This is a genomic window from Sphingomonas sp. (assembly GCF_031426035.1).
In the GTDB taxonomy this organism is placed as follows: domain Bacteria; phylum Pseudomonadota; class Alphaproteobacteria; order Sphingomonadales; family Sphingomonadaceae; genus Sphingomicrobium.
The window spans coordinates 1-14,913 of the sequence record NZ_JANPKO010000080.1; the positions used below are offsets into that span (position 1 = coordinate 1).

A 14,913-nucleotide genomic window follows, 5' to 3' on the forward strand; every position below is an offset into this window, starting at 1 on the left:
AACCTGCGCCTGCCCGCCGAGCTTTCCTTCGGTGCCCACTTCGCGCGCCACGCGGGTCACTTCCGATGCGAAGCCATTGAGCTGGTCCACCATGACGTTGATGGTGTCCTTGAGCTCGAGGATCTCGCCCTTCACGTCGACCGTGATCTTCTTGGAAAGGTCGCCGCGGGCAACGGCGGTGGTCACTTCGGCAATGTTGCGAACCTGGCCGGTCAGATTGCCGGCCATGAGGTTCACGCTCTCGGTCAGATCGGCCCAGGTGCCGGCGACGCCCTCGACCTGCGCCTGGCCGCCCAATTTGCCTTCCGAGCCGACCTCGCGCGCAACGCGCGTCACTTCCGAGGCGAACGAGTTGAGCTGATCGACCATCGTGTTGATGGTGTTCTTCAATTCGAGGATTTCGCCGCGCACGTCGACGGTGATCTTCTTGGAAAGGTCGCCCTTGGCCACCGCGGTGGTGACTTCGGCGATGTTGCGCACCTGGCCGGTCAGATTGGCCGCCATCAGGTTCACATTGTCGGTCAAGTCGGCCCAGGTGCCGGCGACCCCGGGGACCGCCGCCTGGCCGCCCAATTTGCCCTCGGTGCCGACCTCGCGCGCGACGCGGGTCACTTCCGACGCGAAGCCGTTCAACTGGTCCACCATCACGTTGATAGTGTCCTTGAGTTCGAGGATTTCGCCCTTCACGTCGACCGTGATTTTCTTGGACAAATCGCCGCGCGCCACGGCGGTGGTCACCTCGGCGATATTGCGCACCTGGCCGGTCAAATTCTCGGCCATCAGATTGACGTTGTCGGTCAAGTCCTTCCACGTGCCCGCGACGCCGGGCACTTGCGCCTGACCGCCGAGATTGCCCTCGGTGCCGACCTCGCGCGCAACGCGGGTCACTTCCGAGGCGAAGCCGTTCAACTGGTCGACCATCACGTTGATGGTGTTCTTGAGCTCGAGGATTTCGCCCTTCACGTCGACGGTGATCTTTTTCGACAGATCGCCCTTGGCGACCGCGGTCGTCACGTCGGCGATATTGCGGACCTGGCCGGTGAGGTTGTCGGCCATGAGGTTGACGTTGTCGGTCAGGTCCTTCCAGGTCCCCGCCACGCCCTCGACCTTGGCCTGGCCGCCGAGCTTGCCCTCGGTGCCGACCTCGCGCGCGACGCGGGTCACTTCCGAGGCGAACGAATTGAGCTGATCGACCATCGTATTGATGGTGTTCTTGAGCTCGAGGATCTCGCCCTTCACGTCGACGGTGATCTTCTTCGACAGATCGCCCTTGGCCACCGCGGTGGTGACGTCGGCGATGTTGCGCACCTGGCCGGTCAGGTTGGTCGCCATCGCGTTGACGTTGTCGGTCAAGTCCTTCCACGTCCCGGCGACGCCCTTGACGTTGGCCTGGCCGCCCAATTTGCCCTCGGTGCCGACCTCGCGGGCGACGCGCGTCACCTCGGAGGCGAACGACGCGAGCTGCTCGACCATGGTGTTGACGACCTTGCCGATGCGCAGGAATTCGCCGCGCAGCGGGCGGCCGTCGATCTCGACCGTCATCGATTGCGACAAATCGCCCTTGGCCACCGCGCCGATCACGCGGGCGACCTCGGCGGTCGGCTGGACCATGTCCTCGATCAATTCGTTGACCGAGCGCACTGCGGTTTCCCACCCGCCGCGGGCATTCTTGATGCGGCCGCGCTGGGTGATGCGGCCTTCCTTGCCGACCACCTTGGAGAGGCGCTCGAACTCGTGCGCCATGTCCTCGTTCAAGGAGACGACTTCGTTGAACAAAGCGGCGATTTCGCCGTCGAGGCCGTCGGCGTCGTCGGGCAGGCGGACCGAGAAGTCGCCGCGGCGCAGGGCCCGCAGAGCGGACACGAGTTGGCGCTTGTCGATGAAGTCGCGGGGGGTCTGGACGTTCACTTAACTCTCCGTCGCTCAGTCCTCCCCCCGCCCTGGTAAGCGCCGCCCCCCGGCAGCGCTTGGGACATTCATAGCAGAGGAACCCGGCTTGGCTTCCCCAAAAATTGATTATGCCGGGGCACTATTAGCAAGCGGTTACCGCGCGCTAGGCCTGCCCGTGATGTCGCGGCCGGGGGAACGACGAACCCGGTCGCCGGTGCGACGAAATGTGCATCGCCGCGAGGGCCGGCGCGTTGAGGCGTCAGGCCAATCCCCAAGAGTAGACCCAACTTGCCCGACAACCACGGCCGGCCAGACGCCGCGCTCCACTTCGACCACGGCACGCTGGCGCGCAGCTTGCGGCGCTGCCGCGAGATCGTCACCGACTGTCGCTCCAAGCTGATCGCTCCCGGCGACGAGCAATCGCCCGACCACAAGCGCGCGAGCGAGCCGACCGACGCCAACGGCTGATGGATCGGCACTGTGGGTGGTAGCGGAGGAGGGACTTGAACCCCCGACACGCGGATTATGATTCCGCTGCTCTAACCAGCTGAGCTACTCCGCCCCAGGCACAATACGGTTCGTCCCGCGGGGCCAATTGAGCGCGCCCGCGACGGCGGGAGCGGCGCGGGATATAGGTGGGTGGCCCCAAGCGGTCAACGCGATAGGAACCGCTGCCCCCTGCCCTCGTTGAGCGGAGCAACCGGAGGCGCACTGCATGGATCCCCTGACCCCCCTCGACACCTTGTGCCGGATCATCTTTCGCGCCCGCGAATATGAGGCGCAGACCCCGACCGATTATGACGGCGGCGAGGCGGCGGAGAATATCGACGACGACGACGAGGGCGCGCTGTCGGTGCTCGACGACAGCGTCAACGACAGCGTCGAGGAGGAATTGCAGGCCGCGTTCGAGGATTTGGGCGAGGACCAGCTGGCGGAAGTAGTGGCGTTCAGCTGGGTCGGCCAGGGCACCTACGAGGCGTCCGACTGGGACGAGGCGATGGAGGAAGCGCAGGCGCTGGTCGGCTCGGGCACCGCGGGCGCGATCCGCGAATTGCTCGACATGCCGATGCTCGCCTCGGTGCTCGAAGCGGGGCTGGCCGCGTTCGAGCTCAATTGCGACGGGGTCGGCGACCTCAGCTAGGCGTCAAAAACTTCCGCACACTTCCTGCCCGGAACTGATCGAGCCGCGCACGCAGGCCGATCTCTGCGCCTGGTCGACCAGTTCGCGGTCGCGGCGGCGCTTCTCGGCCCATTGCGCGCGAGTGGCGCACACGCGTTTGACGGCCAGCCGGCTGCCCACGATGGTAATGTCCTCGCACACCTTCTGGTCGGGATCCTTGGCCATTCGCGCGGCGTCCTCACCCGCGGCAGGTGCCGCCGCGGCGATCGCCAGTGCGCCAAATATGCAGCCCGAGAGGATACGCATCATCGCTTGCTCCTCGCCTTGTCCGGAGTGGACCTGGGAGCGCGCACAATACCGATTTCGGCAGCGCGATTCAAACCCGCGGGCCACGCTGCCCGGCGAGCCTTCAGCAAGCTCAGCCCCGCGCCCGGAATGCATAGCGGGCGAGCGTTTCCCACGGTCCGCCGAGATAGCGATGGAGGCCGAGCCCGGCGATGCGCAGCGGGCGCGGCGCGAATCCGGCTTCCAGCTCGGCGAGCAGCGCGCGGGCTGCTTTCGGCGCGACTTTGTTCTGGATCGTGACATGGGGGCGCCAGCCGCCCGAATCCTGCGCGCCGAGCAGGCCGTGGAAGCCGTCGGCGAGCTCGTCGCGGATGATGTCGAGATCGTCCGACACCACGCGCAGCGCGACCCCGCTGCCGAGGTTCATCAGCCCGGCGACAGTGGCACGCGGCGGCGGATTGTCCTTCGCGGCGGCTGCGAGGCGGGCGCGGGCGTCGCTCTCGGCCGAGGGCGGCAGAGCATGGAACATGGTCAGGTGCGCGGGCAACCGGTTGCGCTCGGGCGGGTAGTGCCGGCGGCGCAGGCCGTCGAGCCAGGCAAGGTCGGCTGGGCCAAGCTCGGCGGTGACGATCAGCGCGCTCACCGCCCCGGCCAATTGTCCCGCGCCAGCGTCGGCAATTGCGCGAACCCCGCACCGTCGAGCGGCGCCCTGACCTGCTCGCTGTCGATCGCCGCGCCGTCCCATTCAACCCGGCGCAGGGTCTCGCCGACCCCCGCCACGCCGCCTTCCGCGACGACCAGATAGGATAGCCGCCCGCTAGCGTTGCCGATCATCGCGTCGACCAAGGTGCCAAGCTCGCGGCCGTCGCGCCCGACCAGTGCGGCGCGGGACAGCAGCGTCGCCGGGAACAAAGTTTCGCTCGCCAGCCCGGCGCTTTTGGCGGCGGCTCGCTGGGCACCGTCCTCGACCTGCGCCTGGCGCCCAAGCCAGCGCCACACCCCGAACAGATTGAGCCCGGTCAGCGCGATGTTGGTCCACATCAGCGCCGGCTGCCCGGTCAGTATGCCGAGCGTCAGCCACGCGATCGAGCCGATGGTGAACACGATGAAGCCGTAGCCGGTGATCCGCGCGCCGAGGTTGGACGCGGTCATGCAGGCGGCGGCGATGGTCGCGGCGGTGGCGACCCACGAGACGATGGTTTCCATGGCTCACGCAATGCCGCAGCGGCGCGGCGGTTGCACGCGGCGCGGCTTAGATTTCGAGCTGGCTGCCGAGTTCGACCACGCGGTTGGTGGGGAGCTTGAAGAATTCCATCGCGCTTTCGGCGTTGCGCAGCATCCACGCGAACAGCTTCTCGCGCCAGATCGCCATCCCCGGGCGGGCCGAGGCGAGCAGCGTCTGGCGGGCGAGGAAGAAGCTGGTGTCCATCATCTTGCACAGCGGCCCGCAATTCTTGATCCGCGTCAGCTCGGCGGGGACATCGACCTCCTCCATGAAGCCGTAGCGCAGCAGGATGCGGTAGAAGCCGGCCTGGTAGTCGGTGGTCTCGACCCTCCTGTCCTCCATCACGTAGGGAACGTCCTCGATCCGCACTGTCAGCAGGATGATCCGCTCGTGGAGCACCTTGTTGTGCTTCAGATTATGCAGCAGCGCGTGCGGCACGCCCTTGGCCGAGCTGGTCATGAACACCGCGGTGCCGGGCACCCGCGTCGCGCTGGTCGCCGCCGACTTGATGAAGATCTCGATCGGCAGGCTGGCCTCGCTCATGCGGTCGATCATCAGCTTGCGGCCCTTGGCCCAGGTCGTCAGCAGGGTGAACGCGACGGCGCCGATCAGCAGCGGGAACCAGCCGCCGTCGGGCACTTTCAGCATGTTGGCGCCGAAATAGAGCAAGTCGACGGTAAAGAAGATCGCCAGCAACGGGATCGCCAGCCAGCGTTTCCATTTCCACAGGCCGAGCAGGACGACCGCGATCAGCACGCCGTCGATGAGCATCGCGCCGGTCACCGCGATGCCGTAAGCGGCGGCGAGGTTGGACGAGCTGCCGAAGATCAGGACGAGGAAGATGACCATGATCATCAGCGCCCAATTGACCACCGGGATGTAAATTTGGCCGGCGGCCTTTTCGCTGGTGTGGGTGATGCGCAAGCGCGGGATGAAGCCGAGCTGGATCGCCTGCTGGGTGACCGAGAAAGCGCCCGAGATGACCGCCTGCGAGGCGATGATGGTGGCCGCGGTCGCGAGCAGCACCAGCGGCAGGCGCAGCGCTTCGGGGGCGAGGAAGAAGAACGGGTTCTTGACCGTCTCGGCGGCCTGCGCCGGGTCAAGGTTCATCAGCAACGCCCCCTGCCCCATGTAGTTGAGCAGCAGGGTCGGCATCACGAAGTAGATCCACGAGGCGCGGATCGGGCGGCGGCCGAAATGGCCCATGTCGGCGTACAGCGCCTCGGCGCCGGTCACCGCTAGCACCACCGAGCCCATCGCGATGAACGCGCGCACCGGCTCCTGGACGTAGAAGTTTATCGCGTTCCACGGGTTGATGGTGTTCCACAGCACCGCCGGGTGATCGACGATGTGCATCACGCCGAGCACCGCGATGGTCGCGAAATAGAACAGCATGATCGGCCCGAACAACAGTCCGACCCGCGCCGTGCCGCGCGACTGGATGGCGAACAGCCCAACCAGGATCGCGATCGCGACCGGGATCACATAGGGCTGGAAGCCGGCCTGGACGGTGGTCAGCCCCTCGACCGCGGACAGCACCGAGATCGCCGGGGTGATCATCGAATCGCCGTAGAACAATGCAGTCGCGAACACGCCCAGCAGGACGATCCCGCTGGTCCATCGCCGCTTTTCGCTAAGCGAGCGGTTGATCAAAGCGAGCAGCGCCAGGCTGCCGCCCTCGCCCTTGTTGTCGGCGCGCATGATGATGGTGACGTATTTGACCGTGACGATGATCAGCATCGACCAGAAGATCAGGCTCAGCACGCCGTAGACGTGGAGGCGGTCGGGGGCGAGGATGTGGTGCCCGGCGAAGGTCTCGCGGAAGGCGTAGATCGGCGAGGTGCCGATGTCGCCGAACACGATGCCGATGGCGCCGACCGACAGCTTGGCGAGCGAGCCCTGGGCGTGGCCGTGCGAGACGTCGGCGGGAGGGTCGCCCTCGACGCCCCCGGTAGCGGTGATGTTCATGCCGTCAGATTCTGCCTGGACGTTTCGCGCACGCGCATCATTGCCATCCTCGGGTCGCCGGAACAGCGGCCGCGCGCCGCCCTAGCACTGGCGATATGGCCCCGCAATCGTGGGGGACAAGGCCGATTTGGCGGTCTATAGCGCCGCGCGAACATCATCATAGCGGAGCGAACGATCCATGCGCGTTGGGGTGCCCAAAGAGATCAAGAACCACGAATATCGCGTCGGGCTGACCCCGGCGTCGATCGCCGAGCTGGTCGCGGCGGGCCATGAGGCATTCGTCGAGGCCAACGCCGGCACCGGCATCGACTGCCCCGACGCGGCGTTCAAGAAGGCCGGCGCGACGATCCTCCCCGACGCTGCCGCGGTGTTCGCGGCGAGCGACATGATCGTCAAGGTCAAGGAGCCGCAGGCGCAGGAAATCGCGCTGCTCGAGCCGCGCCACATCCTGTTCACCTATCTCCACTTGGCCGCCGACAAGCCGCAGGCCGAGGGGCTGATGAAGTCGGGCGCTACGTGCATCGCTTATGAGACGGTGACCTCGCCGTCGGGCGCTTTGCCACTGCTCAAGCCGATGAGCGAAGTAGCCGGGCGGATGTCGGTTCAGGTCGGCGCGCATTATCTCGAGAAAGAGCAAGGCGGGCGCGGGGTTTTGCTCGGCGGGGTCCCCGGGGTTGCTCCCGCCACGGTCGCGATCCTTGGCGGCGGGGTGGCCGGGGTCAATGCCGCGCAGATGGCGGTCGGCATGCGCGCCGACGTCACCATCTACGACATCAACAACGACCGGCTGGCCGAGCTCGACATGTTCTTCTCGTCGCAGATCAAGACCGCCTTCGCGTCGCGCAGCGCGATCGCCAACGCCGTCGCCAAATCCGAGCTGGTGATCGGCGCGGTGCTGGTGCCGGGGGCAGCCGCGCCCAAATTGGTCACGCGCGACATGCTCAAGACGATGAAGCGCGGCAGCGTGCTGGTCGACATCGCGATCGACCAGGGTGGCTGCTTCGAGACCAGCCACGCGACCACCCACGCCGACCCGGTCTATGAGGTCGACGGAATCATTCATTATTGCGTCGCCAACATGCCCGGCGCGGTGGCGCGAACGAGTGCCTTCGCGCTCAACAACGCGACCCTGCCGTTCGCGATGCGGATCGCCAATCTCGGTGCCGAGGCGGCGTTGAAGGCCGATCCGCATCTCGCCAACGGGCTCAACGTGTCGGGCGGCAAGATCCGTCATGAAGCGGTCGCCGAGGCGCTCGAGCTGCCGTTCGTCCCGGTCTAACCCCTCCCCCATGAGGGGGAGGTGGCGCGAAGCGTCGGAGGGGGACTGAAGCGGCTACAGCCCCCCACCGTCGTCGCTAACGCGCCGCCACCTCCCCCGAGGGGGGAGGATTGAGCGTCGCCGCGGCGTCTTCGACCAGCGGCCGCCAAGTGGCGTTCGCCGGGGCCGACGCCAGCACTTCGTTCCACAATGCCAGCGCACCCGCGCGGTCGCCCGAGCGCAGCTTCGCGAGACCGAGGAAGAAAGGCGCGGCGGGGTGCTCGGGCGCCAGCGCGCGGGCGCGGGCGAACGCCAGCTCGGCGGCCGGGGTCAGCATCCCGGCATGGTCGACCAGGGCATTGCCGAGCCCGACCCACAATGCCGGCACGCGCGGGTGGGCGCGGATCGCCGATTGCAGCACTCCGGCGGCGTCGCCGGTGGCGCCGCGGCGGGCATAGGATTCGGCGATCACCAGCCAATGCTCGGACGCGGTGAAATTGCCGTAGAAGGCGTGGCGCAGTTTGGTCAGCGGGATCGGCGCGGTTTTGGCGGTGGCGGACGCGGGCGATCCCGGGAGGCCCGGGCGGCCCTGCAAAGCGTAACCGGCGGCGCCGAACAGCAGCGCGGCGCCGCTTAGTTGCAGCAACGCCCCGCGCGTACCGAACAGCCGCAGCGTGGCGATTCCCAGCGCCAGCAGAGCGACGAGGAACACCCACCCGCTCATTTGAGCCGCACCCGCCGTGCGAGCAGCACCAGCCCGGCGCCGAGCAACAGTAGCGGCGCGGCCCACAGCGGCCACGCCACGGGTGCCGAGGGCGGGCGGTAGCTGACCCAGGCACCGTAGCGTTCGACCAGCCAGGCGCGGATCGCGGCGGGTTGTTCGCCGGCGGCGATGCGCGTGCGGACGAGGTGGCGCATGTCGCCCGCGAGCTCGGCGTCGCTGTCGGCGATCGACTGGCCGGCGCACACCAGGCAGCGCAATTCCTCCATCAGCGCCTTGGCCGCGGCCTCCTGGCGCGGGTCGGGGAGCTGGCGGTCGGCCCATTGGGCGGCGGGGAGCGATGAGTCGGCGAGCGCGGGTTGCGCGGCCACCAAAGCAAGAAAGAACAGCAGCCCCCTCACCGCGCCTTCTCCAGCTCGGCGAGAATCATCGGGACATGCTTGGGCTCGATCGGGCCGACGTGCTGGAAACGGATGATACCGCGGCCGTCGACGACGAAGCTTTCGGGGACGCCGGCCGAGCCCAGCGCAAGCTGGACGCGGCTGTTGTCGTCCGCTCCGACACGCTCGAACGGGTCGCCGTGGCGGGCGAGGAAGGCAGCGACATCTTCGGGGCGGTCGCGGATGGCGATGCCGTCGATGGTCACGCCGCGCGCCTTGAGCTGGCCCAGCACCGGCGCCTCGGCGATGCACGGCACACACCAGCTGGCGAAGATGTTGACCAGGCGTGGGCTCCCGGTGGCGAGATCGGCGGATGTGAGGCCCGGCTTGGCTGGCAGTGCGGCTGGCAATGCGAAGGCGGGCACCGGCTGTCCCGCGAGACGCGAGCGGATGGTGGGGTCGGCGGGGTTGGCAAGGCGCCACACCAGCGCGGCGATGACCAGCGCGAGCAGGGCAAGCGGGACAAGGCGCAGTGCCCGGCTCACGTCAGCCGCGCCTTGCGCCAGCCGCGCCACGCGCGGCCCACCAGCGACAGCAGCCCGCCGAGCGCAATCAGCGCGCCGCCGAGCCAGATCAAAGTCACGAACGGCTTCCACCACAGCCGCACCTGCCACCGCCCGGCTTCGTCGGGCTTGCCCAGCACGGTGTACAACTGGCCGTTCCACAACGTGTCGATCGCCGCTTCATTGGTCTCGGTCGGGGGATCGGAGAAGAAGCGCGTCTGCGGTTTCATCACCAGCACGCCGTCGCCGCGCGAGGCGCGCAGCTCGGCCTCGACCGCGGTCCAATTGGGCCCGGCGACCGGCGCCAGGCCGCGCAGCTCGACCAGCCACGGGCCAACGCTGAGCTTGTCGCCCGGGCGCGCGGCGGCGAGCGTCTCGCGGGTGAAGGCGCTGTCGGCGGCCATCCCGACCAGCGCCACCGCGATGCCGAAATGGGCGACCACCATGCCCCACGTCGCGAGCGGCGCGCGCAGCGGGTTGCGGCCGACCAACGGCAGCAGGCTGGCCGGCGCGAGCCAGGCCGCGACGACCAGACCAAGCCGTGGGAGCAAGCCGATTTGCGGCGCGGCGAACAAGCTGATGACCAGCGCGGCCGCTGCGACCAGCGCGGGCAGTGCCAAGCGCTTCGCCACCGGCCTTCGCTCGCGCCGCCAGGCGAGCAGCGGCCCGACCGCGACCAGCGCCGCGAGCAGCAGCGCGAGCGGCCCGGCGACGGCGTTGAAGTAAGGCGCCCCGACCGACAATTTGTTGCCGCTGACCGCCTCTGCCAGCAATGGATAAAGCGTGCCGACGAACACCACGCCGAGGATCACCGACAGCAGCAGGTTGTTGGCGACGAGCCCGCTTTCGCGGCTGACCAGCTCGAACGGCGGGCCTTCCTTCAAGGCCGCGGTGCGCAGCGCGAACAGCAGGAACGCCGCGCCGACGTAGATGCCGAGCAAGGCGAGCAAGAACGTGCCGCGCGAGGGATCGACGGCAAAGCTGTGGACCGAGGTCAATATGCCCGAGCGGACGAGGAAGGTGCCGACCATCGACATCGAGAAAGCGATCACTGCGAGCATCATAGTCCACGCCCGCAAGGCGCCGCGCGCGGCGAGGACGTGGACCGAGTGGAGCAAGGCGGTGGCCGCCAGCCACGGCATCAGCGAGGCGTTCTCGACCGGGTCCCAGAACCACCAGCCGCCCCAGCCTAATTCGTAATAGGCCCAATAGCTTCCGGCGGTGATGCCGAGCGTGAGGAAAATCCACGCGGCGAGCACCCACGGGCGCATCGCGCGGGCGAGGGTCGCGCCGACCTCGCCGGTGAGCAGGGCGCCGACCGCGAGGCTGAACGCCACCGACAGGCCGACATAGCCGAGGTAGAGTGTAGGCGGGTGGAACGCCAAACCGGGGTCCTGCAGCAAGGGGTTGAGCCCCCTGCCCTGCGGCGGCGGCGGGTCGAGCCGGGCGAACGGGTTGGAAGCGACAAGCAGGAACGCGTAGAAACCGAGCGCCAGCGCGCCCTGCGCGCCGAGCGCCGCGATCAGGGTGCGCTGCTGCAGTCGCCGCGAGAATAGCGCCAGCAGCGCGCCGGACAGCGCGAGCACGGTCACCCACAGCAGCATCGAGCCCTCGTGGTTCCCCCACGCGCCGGCCAGTTTGTAGACGAACGGCTTCGCGGCGTGGCTGTTGGCGGCGACCAATGCGACCGACAGGTCGGTGCGCGCGAACACGATCAGCAGCATCGCCATCGCGGTCAGCGCCAGCACGCCTTGCACCACCGCGACCGCGCGGATGGTCCGCGCGGCGGCGACCACCCCGCGCAGCTCGGCGATCATCAGGACCAGCTGGAGCAGCGACAACGCCGCCGCCAGCCACAGCGCGGCGAGGCCGGCTTCGGCGATCATCGGGCGAGCGTGGTGCCGGCCTGGTGCTCGGCGGCCTGGTTGCCGAGCTGGGGCGGCATGTAGCGCTCGTCGTGCTTGGCGAGGATAGTGTCGGCGACGAAGGTGCCGCGGTCGAGCCGCCCCTCGGCGACCACGCCGCTGCCCTCGCGGAACAGGTCGGGGACGATGCCGCGGTAGGTCACCGGGGTGCGCGCCTGCCCGTCGCTGACGAGGAAGCGGACGGTGACGCCGTCGGGATCGCGGCGCAGCGAGCCCGTCTCGACCATCCCGCCCAGCCGCATCGCTTTGCCGTCGGCGGCCTTGCCGGCGGCAATGTCGGCGGGGGTGTAGAAATAGGCGGCGCGGTCCTTGAGCCCGAGCATCGCGAGCAGCACCGCGGCGAGCACCGCGAGCGCCGCCGCGGCGACCAGCGCCAGCCGCTGGTTCTTCGGCTTCATTCGGTCGGCAGCGTGTCGAGCGCCGCCTCGGCTTTGCGCGCCGAACTCAGCGCCCACAGGATCAGCAGCGCGGTGGCGAGGATCGCGACCGCGTAAGCGGCGATGACGAACGGCCAAGGGTTCATGCCGCCGCCGCCCGCCGCAACCGCGCCTCGCGCTTGGCATCGGCCAGCTCGGCGCGCATTCTGAGCAGCACCACACCGGCGAAAATCGCGGTGAACCCGAACAGGGTCATCGGCAGCGGCCACAGCAGCGACCCGTCGATGGTCGAGCCTTTGAGGGAAATGCTCTGGCCCTGATGAAGCGTGCGCCACCACAAAACCGAATAATGGATGATCGGCAGGTTGATCGCGCCGACCAGCCCGAAGATCGCGGCGAGCCGCCCTTCCCCGCCGCGCTCCTTCTCGGCCGAAGCGAGCGCGATGTAACCCAAATAGAGGAAGAACAGCACCAGCATCGAGGTCAGGCGGCCGTCCCATTCCCACCAGGTTCCCCACGTCGGGCGGCCCCAGATCGAGCCGGTGGCGAGGCAGATCAAGGCGAAGGTGGCGCCGGCCGGGGCAATCGCGCGCCCCGCCACCGCTGCCAGGGGATGGCGCCAAACGATCTGGCTGACCGATGCCGCCGCGATCCCCGCCCAGCCGGCCATGCCGAGCCACGCCGCGGGGACGTGGATGTAGAGGATGCGCACGGTCTCGCCCTGGAGGTAGTCGGGCGGGGTCAGGGTCAGGCCGGCGGCCATGCCGGCTATGGCGAGCAACAGGCCGATGCCGAGCAGCCAGCCGCTCGCCGGGCGCGCCCAGCGCAGGAAACGGGCGGGATTGGCGAGGAAGTGCAACGGCGGCTCCTAGCCGCGGCCGATCAGCCGCTGCGCCATCGCGTCGGCGACCGCCGCCGGATCGCGGCCCGAGGCGGCGCTTTCGCTCCAGATTTGCTCGAGCCGCTCGGGGATCGCCTCGATCCGCTGCTTCACCAGGCTGGCGTCGCCGTCGGCGAGATATTCGGTGCAGACGTTGATGATGCCGCCGGCGTTGATCACGTAATCGGGGGCGTAGAGGATGCCGCGGGCGTGGAGCCGGGCGCCGTCGCCGGGGCCGGCGAGCTGGTTGTTGGCGCCGCCGGCAACGACCGGGACGTTGAGCGCCGCGATGGTGGTTTCGTCGAAAATGCCGCCGAGCGCATTGGGGCTGAGCACATCGGCCTCGAGGGAAAGAATCTCGTCTGTCGAGACCACCGTGCCGTTGGCGGCGTCGGCGAGCTTCTGGGCCTTGGCCGCGTCGACATCGGCGATCGACAGCCGCGCGCCTTCCGCCGCGGCGTGCAGCGCGACCCCGGTGGCGACGCTGCCCGCGCCCTGCATCGCGATGTGGAGCCCGGAGACGCTGTCCTTGCCGAGCGCGCGCTTGACCGCGGCCTTCAACCCCAGGAACACGCCGAGCGAGGTGTGCGGGCCGGGGTCGCCGCCGACTTCCCCGCCCTCGGCGGGAAGCCCGGCGACGAACTTGGTCTGGCGCGCGACCTCGATCATGTCGTTGACGCTCATGCCGACATCCTCGGCGGTGACGTAGCGCCCGCCGAGCCCGTCGACCGCGCGGCCGAACGCGGCGAGCAAGTCCGCTGACTTGTGCTTGTCCTCGCCCGCCAGCAGCACCGACTTGCCGCCGCCCAGCGGCAGCCCGGCCATGGCATTCTTGTAGCTCATCCCGCGCGACAGCCTGAGCGCGTCGGTCAGCGCATCGGCGTCGTCGGCATAATGCCAGAAGCGCGCGCCGCCGGCGGCGGGGCCCAAATGGGTCGAGTGGACGGCGATGATCGCGCGCAGCCCGCTGGCGGGATCGTGGACGAACTGCAGCGTTTCGTGCGCATCGTAATCGGCGAAGCCCCAGGGCGTGGTCATGGTCGAGAAAATTCCGTAACTCAGGGTAGGAAGTGGGGCGACCGACGGGACTTGAACCCGCGACCCTCGGTACCACAAACCGATGCTCTAACCAGCTGAGCTACGATCGCCACTGCGCACCTTGGCAAGGCGCGCGCGCTCCTTAGGGTTGGCGGCCCTGCAACGCAAGCGAGGCGGACCTGCGCAATGGCCAATGCGACGATGGAAAAATTCGGTTTTCCGGCGACCCTGGTGCACCAGTTCGAGCATTGGGCGGTGCTGGTCCGCCCGGCGCAGGTGACGTTGGGGTCGCTGGTGCTGGTGGCGACCGGCGAGGCGGTGGCCTATGGCGACCTGCCCGCGGAAGCGTTCACCGAGCAGGGCCGCGCAGTGAAGGCCATCGAGCGGGCGCTGGCCGAGTTCACCCGCTATGAGCGGATCAATTACCTGATGCTGATGATGGTCGATCCCCACGTCCATTTTCACGTCATCCCGCGCTATCCGGAGCCGCGCGAATGGAACGGGAAATCGTTCGCCGACGCCGGTTGGCCCGGGCAGCCAGCGCTGGGCAGCGCGGTGACGCTCGAACCCGCCGACATCGAGAGCCTGGCGAAAGCGCTCAAATCCGCCATCGCGGGTAACCTCGATTAACTTAATCGCGCGTCGAGGGGTCATTCGGCTTGCGCGAGGTTATTGCCGGGCGCATCGTTCTGCGGGGAGAATGAAATGCAGGCGAGTCGCCGCTCGGGGTCGGCTGCCGCATCGAGCGTCTCACTAGGAGAAACGCTGATCGCGGCGGGCCTAGACCCGTCACTGGCCGCCTTGCTCGAGGCGATGCCGCACAAGGTCGTGCTGGTCGACCCGCGCCGCCCGTTCCGCGAGCCCGGCGTGCTGCGCGACGAAGTGATGTTCGTCCGCTCCGGGCTGCTGTCGAAGTTCAAGAGCGATTCCGGCGGCCGCCGCCAGATCGTCGCGCTGCGCTTTCCCGGCGAGGGAATCCTGCCGCGCGAAGGGGCGGCCAGCTACGGCATCCAGGCGATCGTGCGCAGCGAGGTGATGGTCGGCAAGGCGTCCGACTTCGACCCGATCGTCGACGCCCACCCCGAACTCCAGCGGTTCTTCTGGCGGCTGATCCAGCGCAATGAATCGATCGGTTACGAGTGGCTGGTCAATTGTGGCCGCCGCGACAGCACCGCGCGGGTGGTCCATTTACTGTGCGAGACCGCGGTGCGCAGCGGGGTCGATGCCGCCGTCCAGCCGCTCAACAACCCGTTCACCCAGCAGCAGATCGCCGAGATCACCGG

Annotated in this window: 18 protein-coding genes and 2 tRNA genes; 5 read left to right on the forward strand and 15 right to left on the reverse strand. The window is 68.4% G+C overall.

What is annotated here, in order from left to right; translation table 11 throughout:
• On the reverse strand, positions 1-1,908 hold a 1,908-nt coding region (locus RMP08_RS05140; RefSeq protein ID WP_310467924.1), incomplete at its 3' end, for a HAMP domain-containing protein.
• 270 nt (positions 1,909-2,178) lie between these two features.
• Between RMP08_RS05140 and RMP08_RS05145 the strand changes: the two genes are divergently transcribed.
• Positions 2,179-2,358, forward strand: a complete 180-nt coding sequence (locus RMP08_RS05145; protein ID WP_310467925.1) for a hypothetical protein — start codon at positions 2,179-2,181, stop codon at positions 2,356-2,358.
• A 17-nt stretch (positions 2,359-2,375) separates the two neighbouring features.
• On the opposite strand, the gene RMP08_RS05150 is transcribed toward RMP08_RS05145, so the two are convergent.
• Positions 2,376-2,452, reverse strand: a tRNA-Met gene (locus RMP08_RS05150).
• 153 nt (positions 2,453-2,605) lie between these two features.
• On the opposite strand from RMP08_RS05150, the gene RMP08_RS05155 reads away from it, so the two are divergent.
• Positions 2,606-3,031 carry a DUF3775 domain-containing protein gene (locus RMP08_RS05155; protein WP_310467926.1) on the forward strand — a complete coding sequence of 142 codons (426 nt, stop codon included), beginning with the start codon at positions 2,606-2,608 and terminating at the stop codon, positions 3,029-3,031.
• Between the two features lie 3 nt (positions 3,032-3,034).
• Here the strand turns inward: RMP08_RS05155 and RMP08_RS05160 are convergent, their stop codons facing one another.
• The 4 genes from RMP08_RS05160 to RMP08_RS05175 form a co-directional block, all read right to left on the reverse strand.
• A complete protein-coding gene (locus RMP08_RS05160; RefSeq protein WP_310467927.1) occupies positions 3,035-3,319 on the reverse strand; it encodes a hypothetical protein in 285 nt (94 codons plus the stop codon).
• Positions 3,320-3,428: 109 nt separating this feature from the next.
• Positions 3,429-3,938 (reverse strand): 2'-5' RNA ligase family protein, encoded by a 510-nt coding sequence (locus RMP08_RS05165; RefSeq protein ID WP_310467928.1) that lies wholly within the window; start codon positions 3,936-3,938, stop codon positions 3,429-3,431.
• Positions 3,935-4,501: a PRC-barrel domain-containing protein gene (locus RMP08_RS05170; protein WP_310467930.1), complete on the reverse strand. Its 567-nt coding sequence runs from the start codon at positions 4,499-4,501 to the stop codon at positions 3,935-3,937. Before RMP08_RS05170 ends, RMP08_RS05165 begins: the two co-directional genes overlap by 4 nt.
• A gap of 46 nt (positions 4,502-4,547) precedes the next feature.
• The gene (locus tag RMP08_RS05175) at positions 4,548-6,488 is read right to left on the reverse strand and encodes a potassium transporter Kup (RefSeq protein WP_310467931.1); all 1,941 of its coding nucleotides are present in this window, start codon (positions 6,486-6,488) and stop codon (positions 4,548-4,550) included.
• Positions 6,489-6,666: 178 nt separating this feature from the next.
• Between RMP08_RS05175 and ald the strand changes: the two genes are divergently transcribed.
• Entirely contained in the window at positions 6,667-7,767 is a 1,101-nt protein-coding gene (gene ald / locus RMP08_RS05180; protein WP_310467932.1) for an alanine dehydrogenase, read from the forward strand.
• Positions 7,768-7,843: 76 nt separating this feature from the next.
• Here ald and RMP08_RS05185 read toward each other — a convergent pair whose 3' ends face one another.
• From RMP08_RS05185 to RMP08_RS05225, 9 genes are all read right to left on the reverse strand, one after another.
• Complete coding sequence (locus RMP08_RS05185; protein ID WP_310467933.1) at positions 7,844-8,470, reverse strand: hypothetical protein; 627 nt, start codon at positions 8,468-8,470, stop codon at positions 7,844-7,846.
• Complete coding sequence (locus RMP08_RS05190) at positions 8,467-8,868, reverse strand: cytochrome c-type biogenesis protein (protein ID WP_310467934.1); 402 nt, start codon at positions 8,866-8,868, stop codon at positions 8,467-8,469. The genes RMP08_RS05185 and RMP08_RS05190 overlap by 4 nt, the downstream gene beginning before the upstream one ends.
• Positions 8,865-9,392 (reverse strand): DsbE family thiol:disulfide interchange protein, encoded by a 528-nt coding sequence (locus RMP08_RS05195; RefSeq protein ID WP_310467935.1) that lies wholly within the window; start codon positions 9,390-9,392, stop codon positions 8,865-8,867. The genes RMP08_RS05190 and RMP08_RS05195 overlap by 4 nt, the downstream gene beginning before the upstream one ends.
• Positions 9,389-11,296 carry a heme lyase CcmF/NrfE family subunit gene (locus RMP08_RS05200; RefSeq protein WP_310467936.1) on the reverse strand — a complete coding sequence of 636 codons (1,908 nt, stop codon included), beginning with the start codon at positions 11,294-11,296 and terminating at the stop codon, positions 9,389-9,391. The genes RMP08_RS05195 and RMP08_RS05200 overlap by 4 nt, the downstream gene beginning before the upstream one ends.
• Positions 11,293-11,733: a cytochrome c maturation protein CcmE gene (ccmE, locus tag RMP08_RS05205; RefSeq protein WP_310467937.1), complete on the reverse strand. Its 441-nt coding sequence runs from the start codon at positions 11,731-11,733 to the stop codon at positions 11,293-11,295. Before ccmE ends, RMP08_RS05200 begins: the two co-directional genes overlap by 4 nt.
• Entirely contained in the window at positions 11,730-11,858 is a 129-nt protein-coding gene (locus tag RMP08_RS05210) for a heme exporter protein CcmD (RefSeq protein WP_310467938.1), read from the reverse strand. The genes ccmE and RMP08_RS05210 overlap by 4 nt, the downstream gene beginning before the upstream one ends.
• On the reverse strand, positions 11,855-12,571 hold the full coding sequence (gene ccmC / locus RMP08_RS05215; RefSeq protein ID WP_310467939.1) for a heme ABC transporter permease CcmC: 717 nt from the start codon (positions 12,569-12,571) through the stop codon (positions 11,855-11,857). The genes RMP08_RS05210 and ccmC overlap by 4 nt, the downstream gene beginning before the upstream one ends.
• 9 nt (positions 12,572-12,580) lie before the next feature.
• Positions 12,581-13,630, reverse strand: a complete 1,050-nt coding sequence (locus tag RMP08_RS05220) for a Glu/Leu/Phe/Val dehydrogenase dimerization domain-containing protein (RefSeq protein WP_310467940.1) — start codon at positions 13,628-13,630, stop codon at positions 12,581-12,583.
• Between the two features lie 33 nt (positions 13,631-13,663).
• A tRNA-His gene (locus tag RMP08_RS05225) sits at positions 13,664-13,740 on the reverse strand.
• A 76-nt stretch (positions 13,741-13,816) separates the two neighbouring features.
• On the opposite strand from RMP08_RS05225, the gene RMP08_RS05230 reads away from it, so the two are divergent.
• A complete protein-coding gene (locus RMP08_RS05230) occupies positions 13,817-14,260 on the forward strand; it encodes an HIT family protein (RefSeq protein WP_310467941.1) in 444 nt (147 codons plus the stop codon).
• Between the two features lie 75 nt (positions 14,261-14,335).
• Positions 14,336-14,913: Crp/Fnr family transcriptional regulator (locus tag RMP08_RS05235; RefSeq protein ID WP_310467942.1), on the forward strand; the 578-nt coding region annotated here is incomplete at its 3' end.

What these genes read in the sequence shown, in the direction of transcription:
- ald (WP_310467932.1), top strand. Translation starts at nt 6,667, where the DNA reads ATGCGCGTTGGGGTGCCCAAAGAGATCAAGAACCACGAATATCGCGTC.
- RMP08_RS05185 (WP_310467933.1), bottom strand. Translation starts at nt 8,470, where the DNA reads ATGAGCGGGTGGGTGTTCCTCGTCGCTCTGCTGGCGCTGGGAATCGCC.
- RMP08_RS05175 (WP_310467931.1), bottom strand. Translation starts at nt 6,488, where the DNA reads ATGAACATCACCGCTACCGGGGGCGTCGAGGGCGACCCTCCCGCCGAC.
- RMP08_RS05155 (WP_310467926.1), top strand. Translation starts at nt 2,606, where the DNA reads ATGGATCCCCTGACCCCCCTCGACACCTTGTGCCGGATCATCTTTCGC.
- RMP08_RS05160 (WP_310467927.1), bottom strand. Translation starts at nt 3,319, where the DNA reads ATGATGCGTATCCTCTCGGGCTGCATATTTGGCGCACTGGCGATCGCC.
- RMP08_RS05210 (WP_310467938.1), bottom strand. Translation starts at nt 11,858, where the DNA reads ATGAACCCTTGGCCGTTCGTCATCGCCGCTTACGCGGTCGCGATCCTC.
- RMP08_RS05200 (WP_310467936.1), bottom strand. Translation starts at nt 11,296, where the DNA reads ATGATCGCCGAAGCCGGCCTCGCCGCGCTGTGGCTGGCGGCGGCGTTG.
- RMP08_RS05230 (WP_310467941.1), top strand. Translation starts at nt 13,817, where the DNA reads ATGGCCAATGCGACGATGGAAAAATTCGGTTTTCCGGCGACCCTGGTG.
- ccmE (WP_310467937.1), bottom strand. Translation starts at nt 11,733, where the DNA reads ATGAAGCCGAAGAACCAGCGGCTGGCGCTGGTCGCCGCGGCGGCGCTC.
- RMP08_RS05170 (WP_310467930.1), bottom strand. Translation starts at nt 4,501, where the DNA reads ATGGAAACCATCGTCTCGTGGGTCGCCACCGCCGCGACCATCGCCGCC.
- RMP08_RS05220 (WP_310467940.1), bottom strand. Translation starts at nt 13,630, where the DNA reads ATGACCACGCCCTGGGGCTTCGCCGATTACGATGCGCACGAAACGCTG.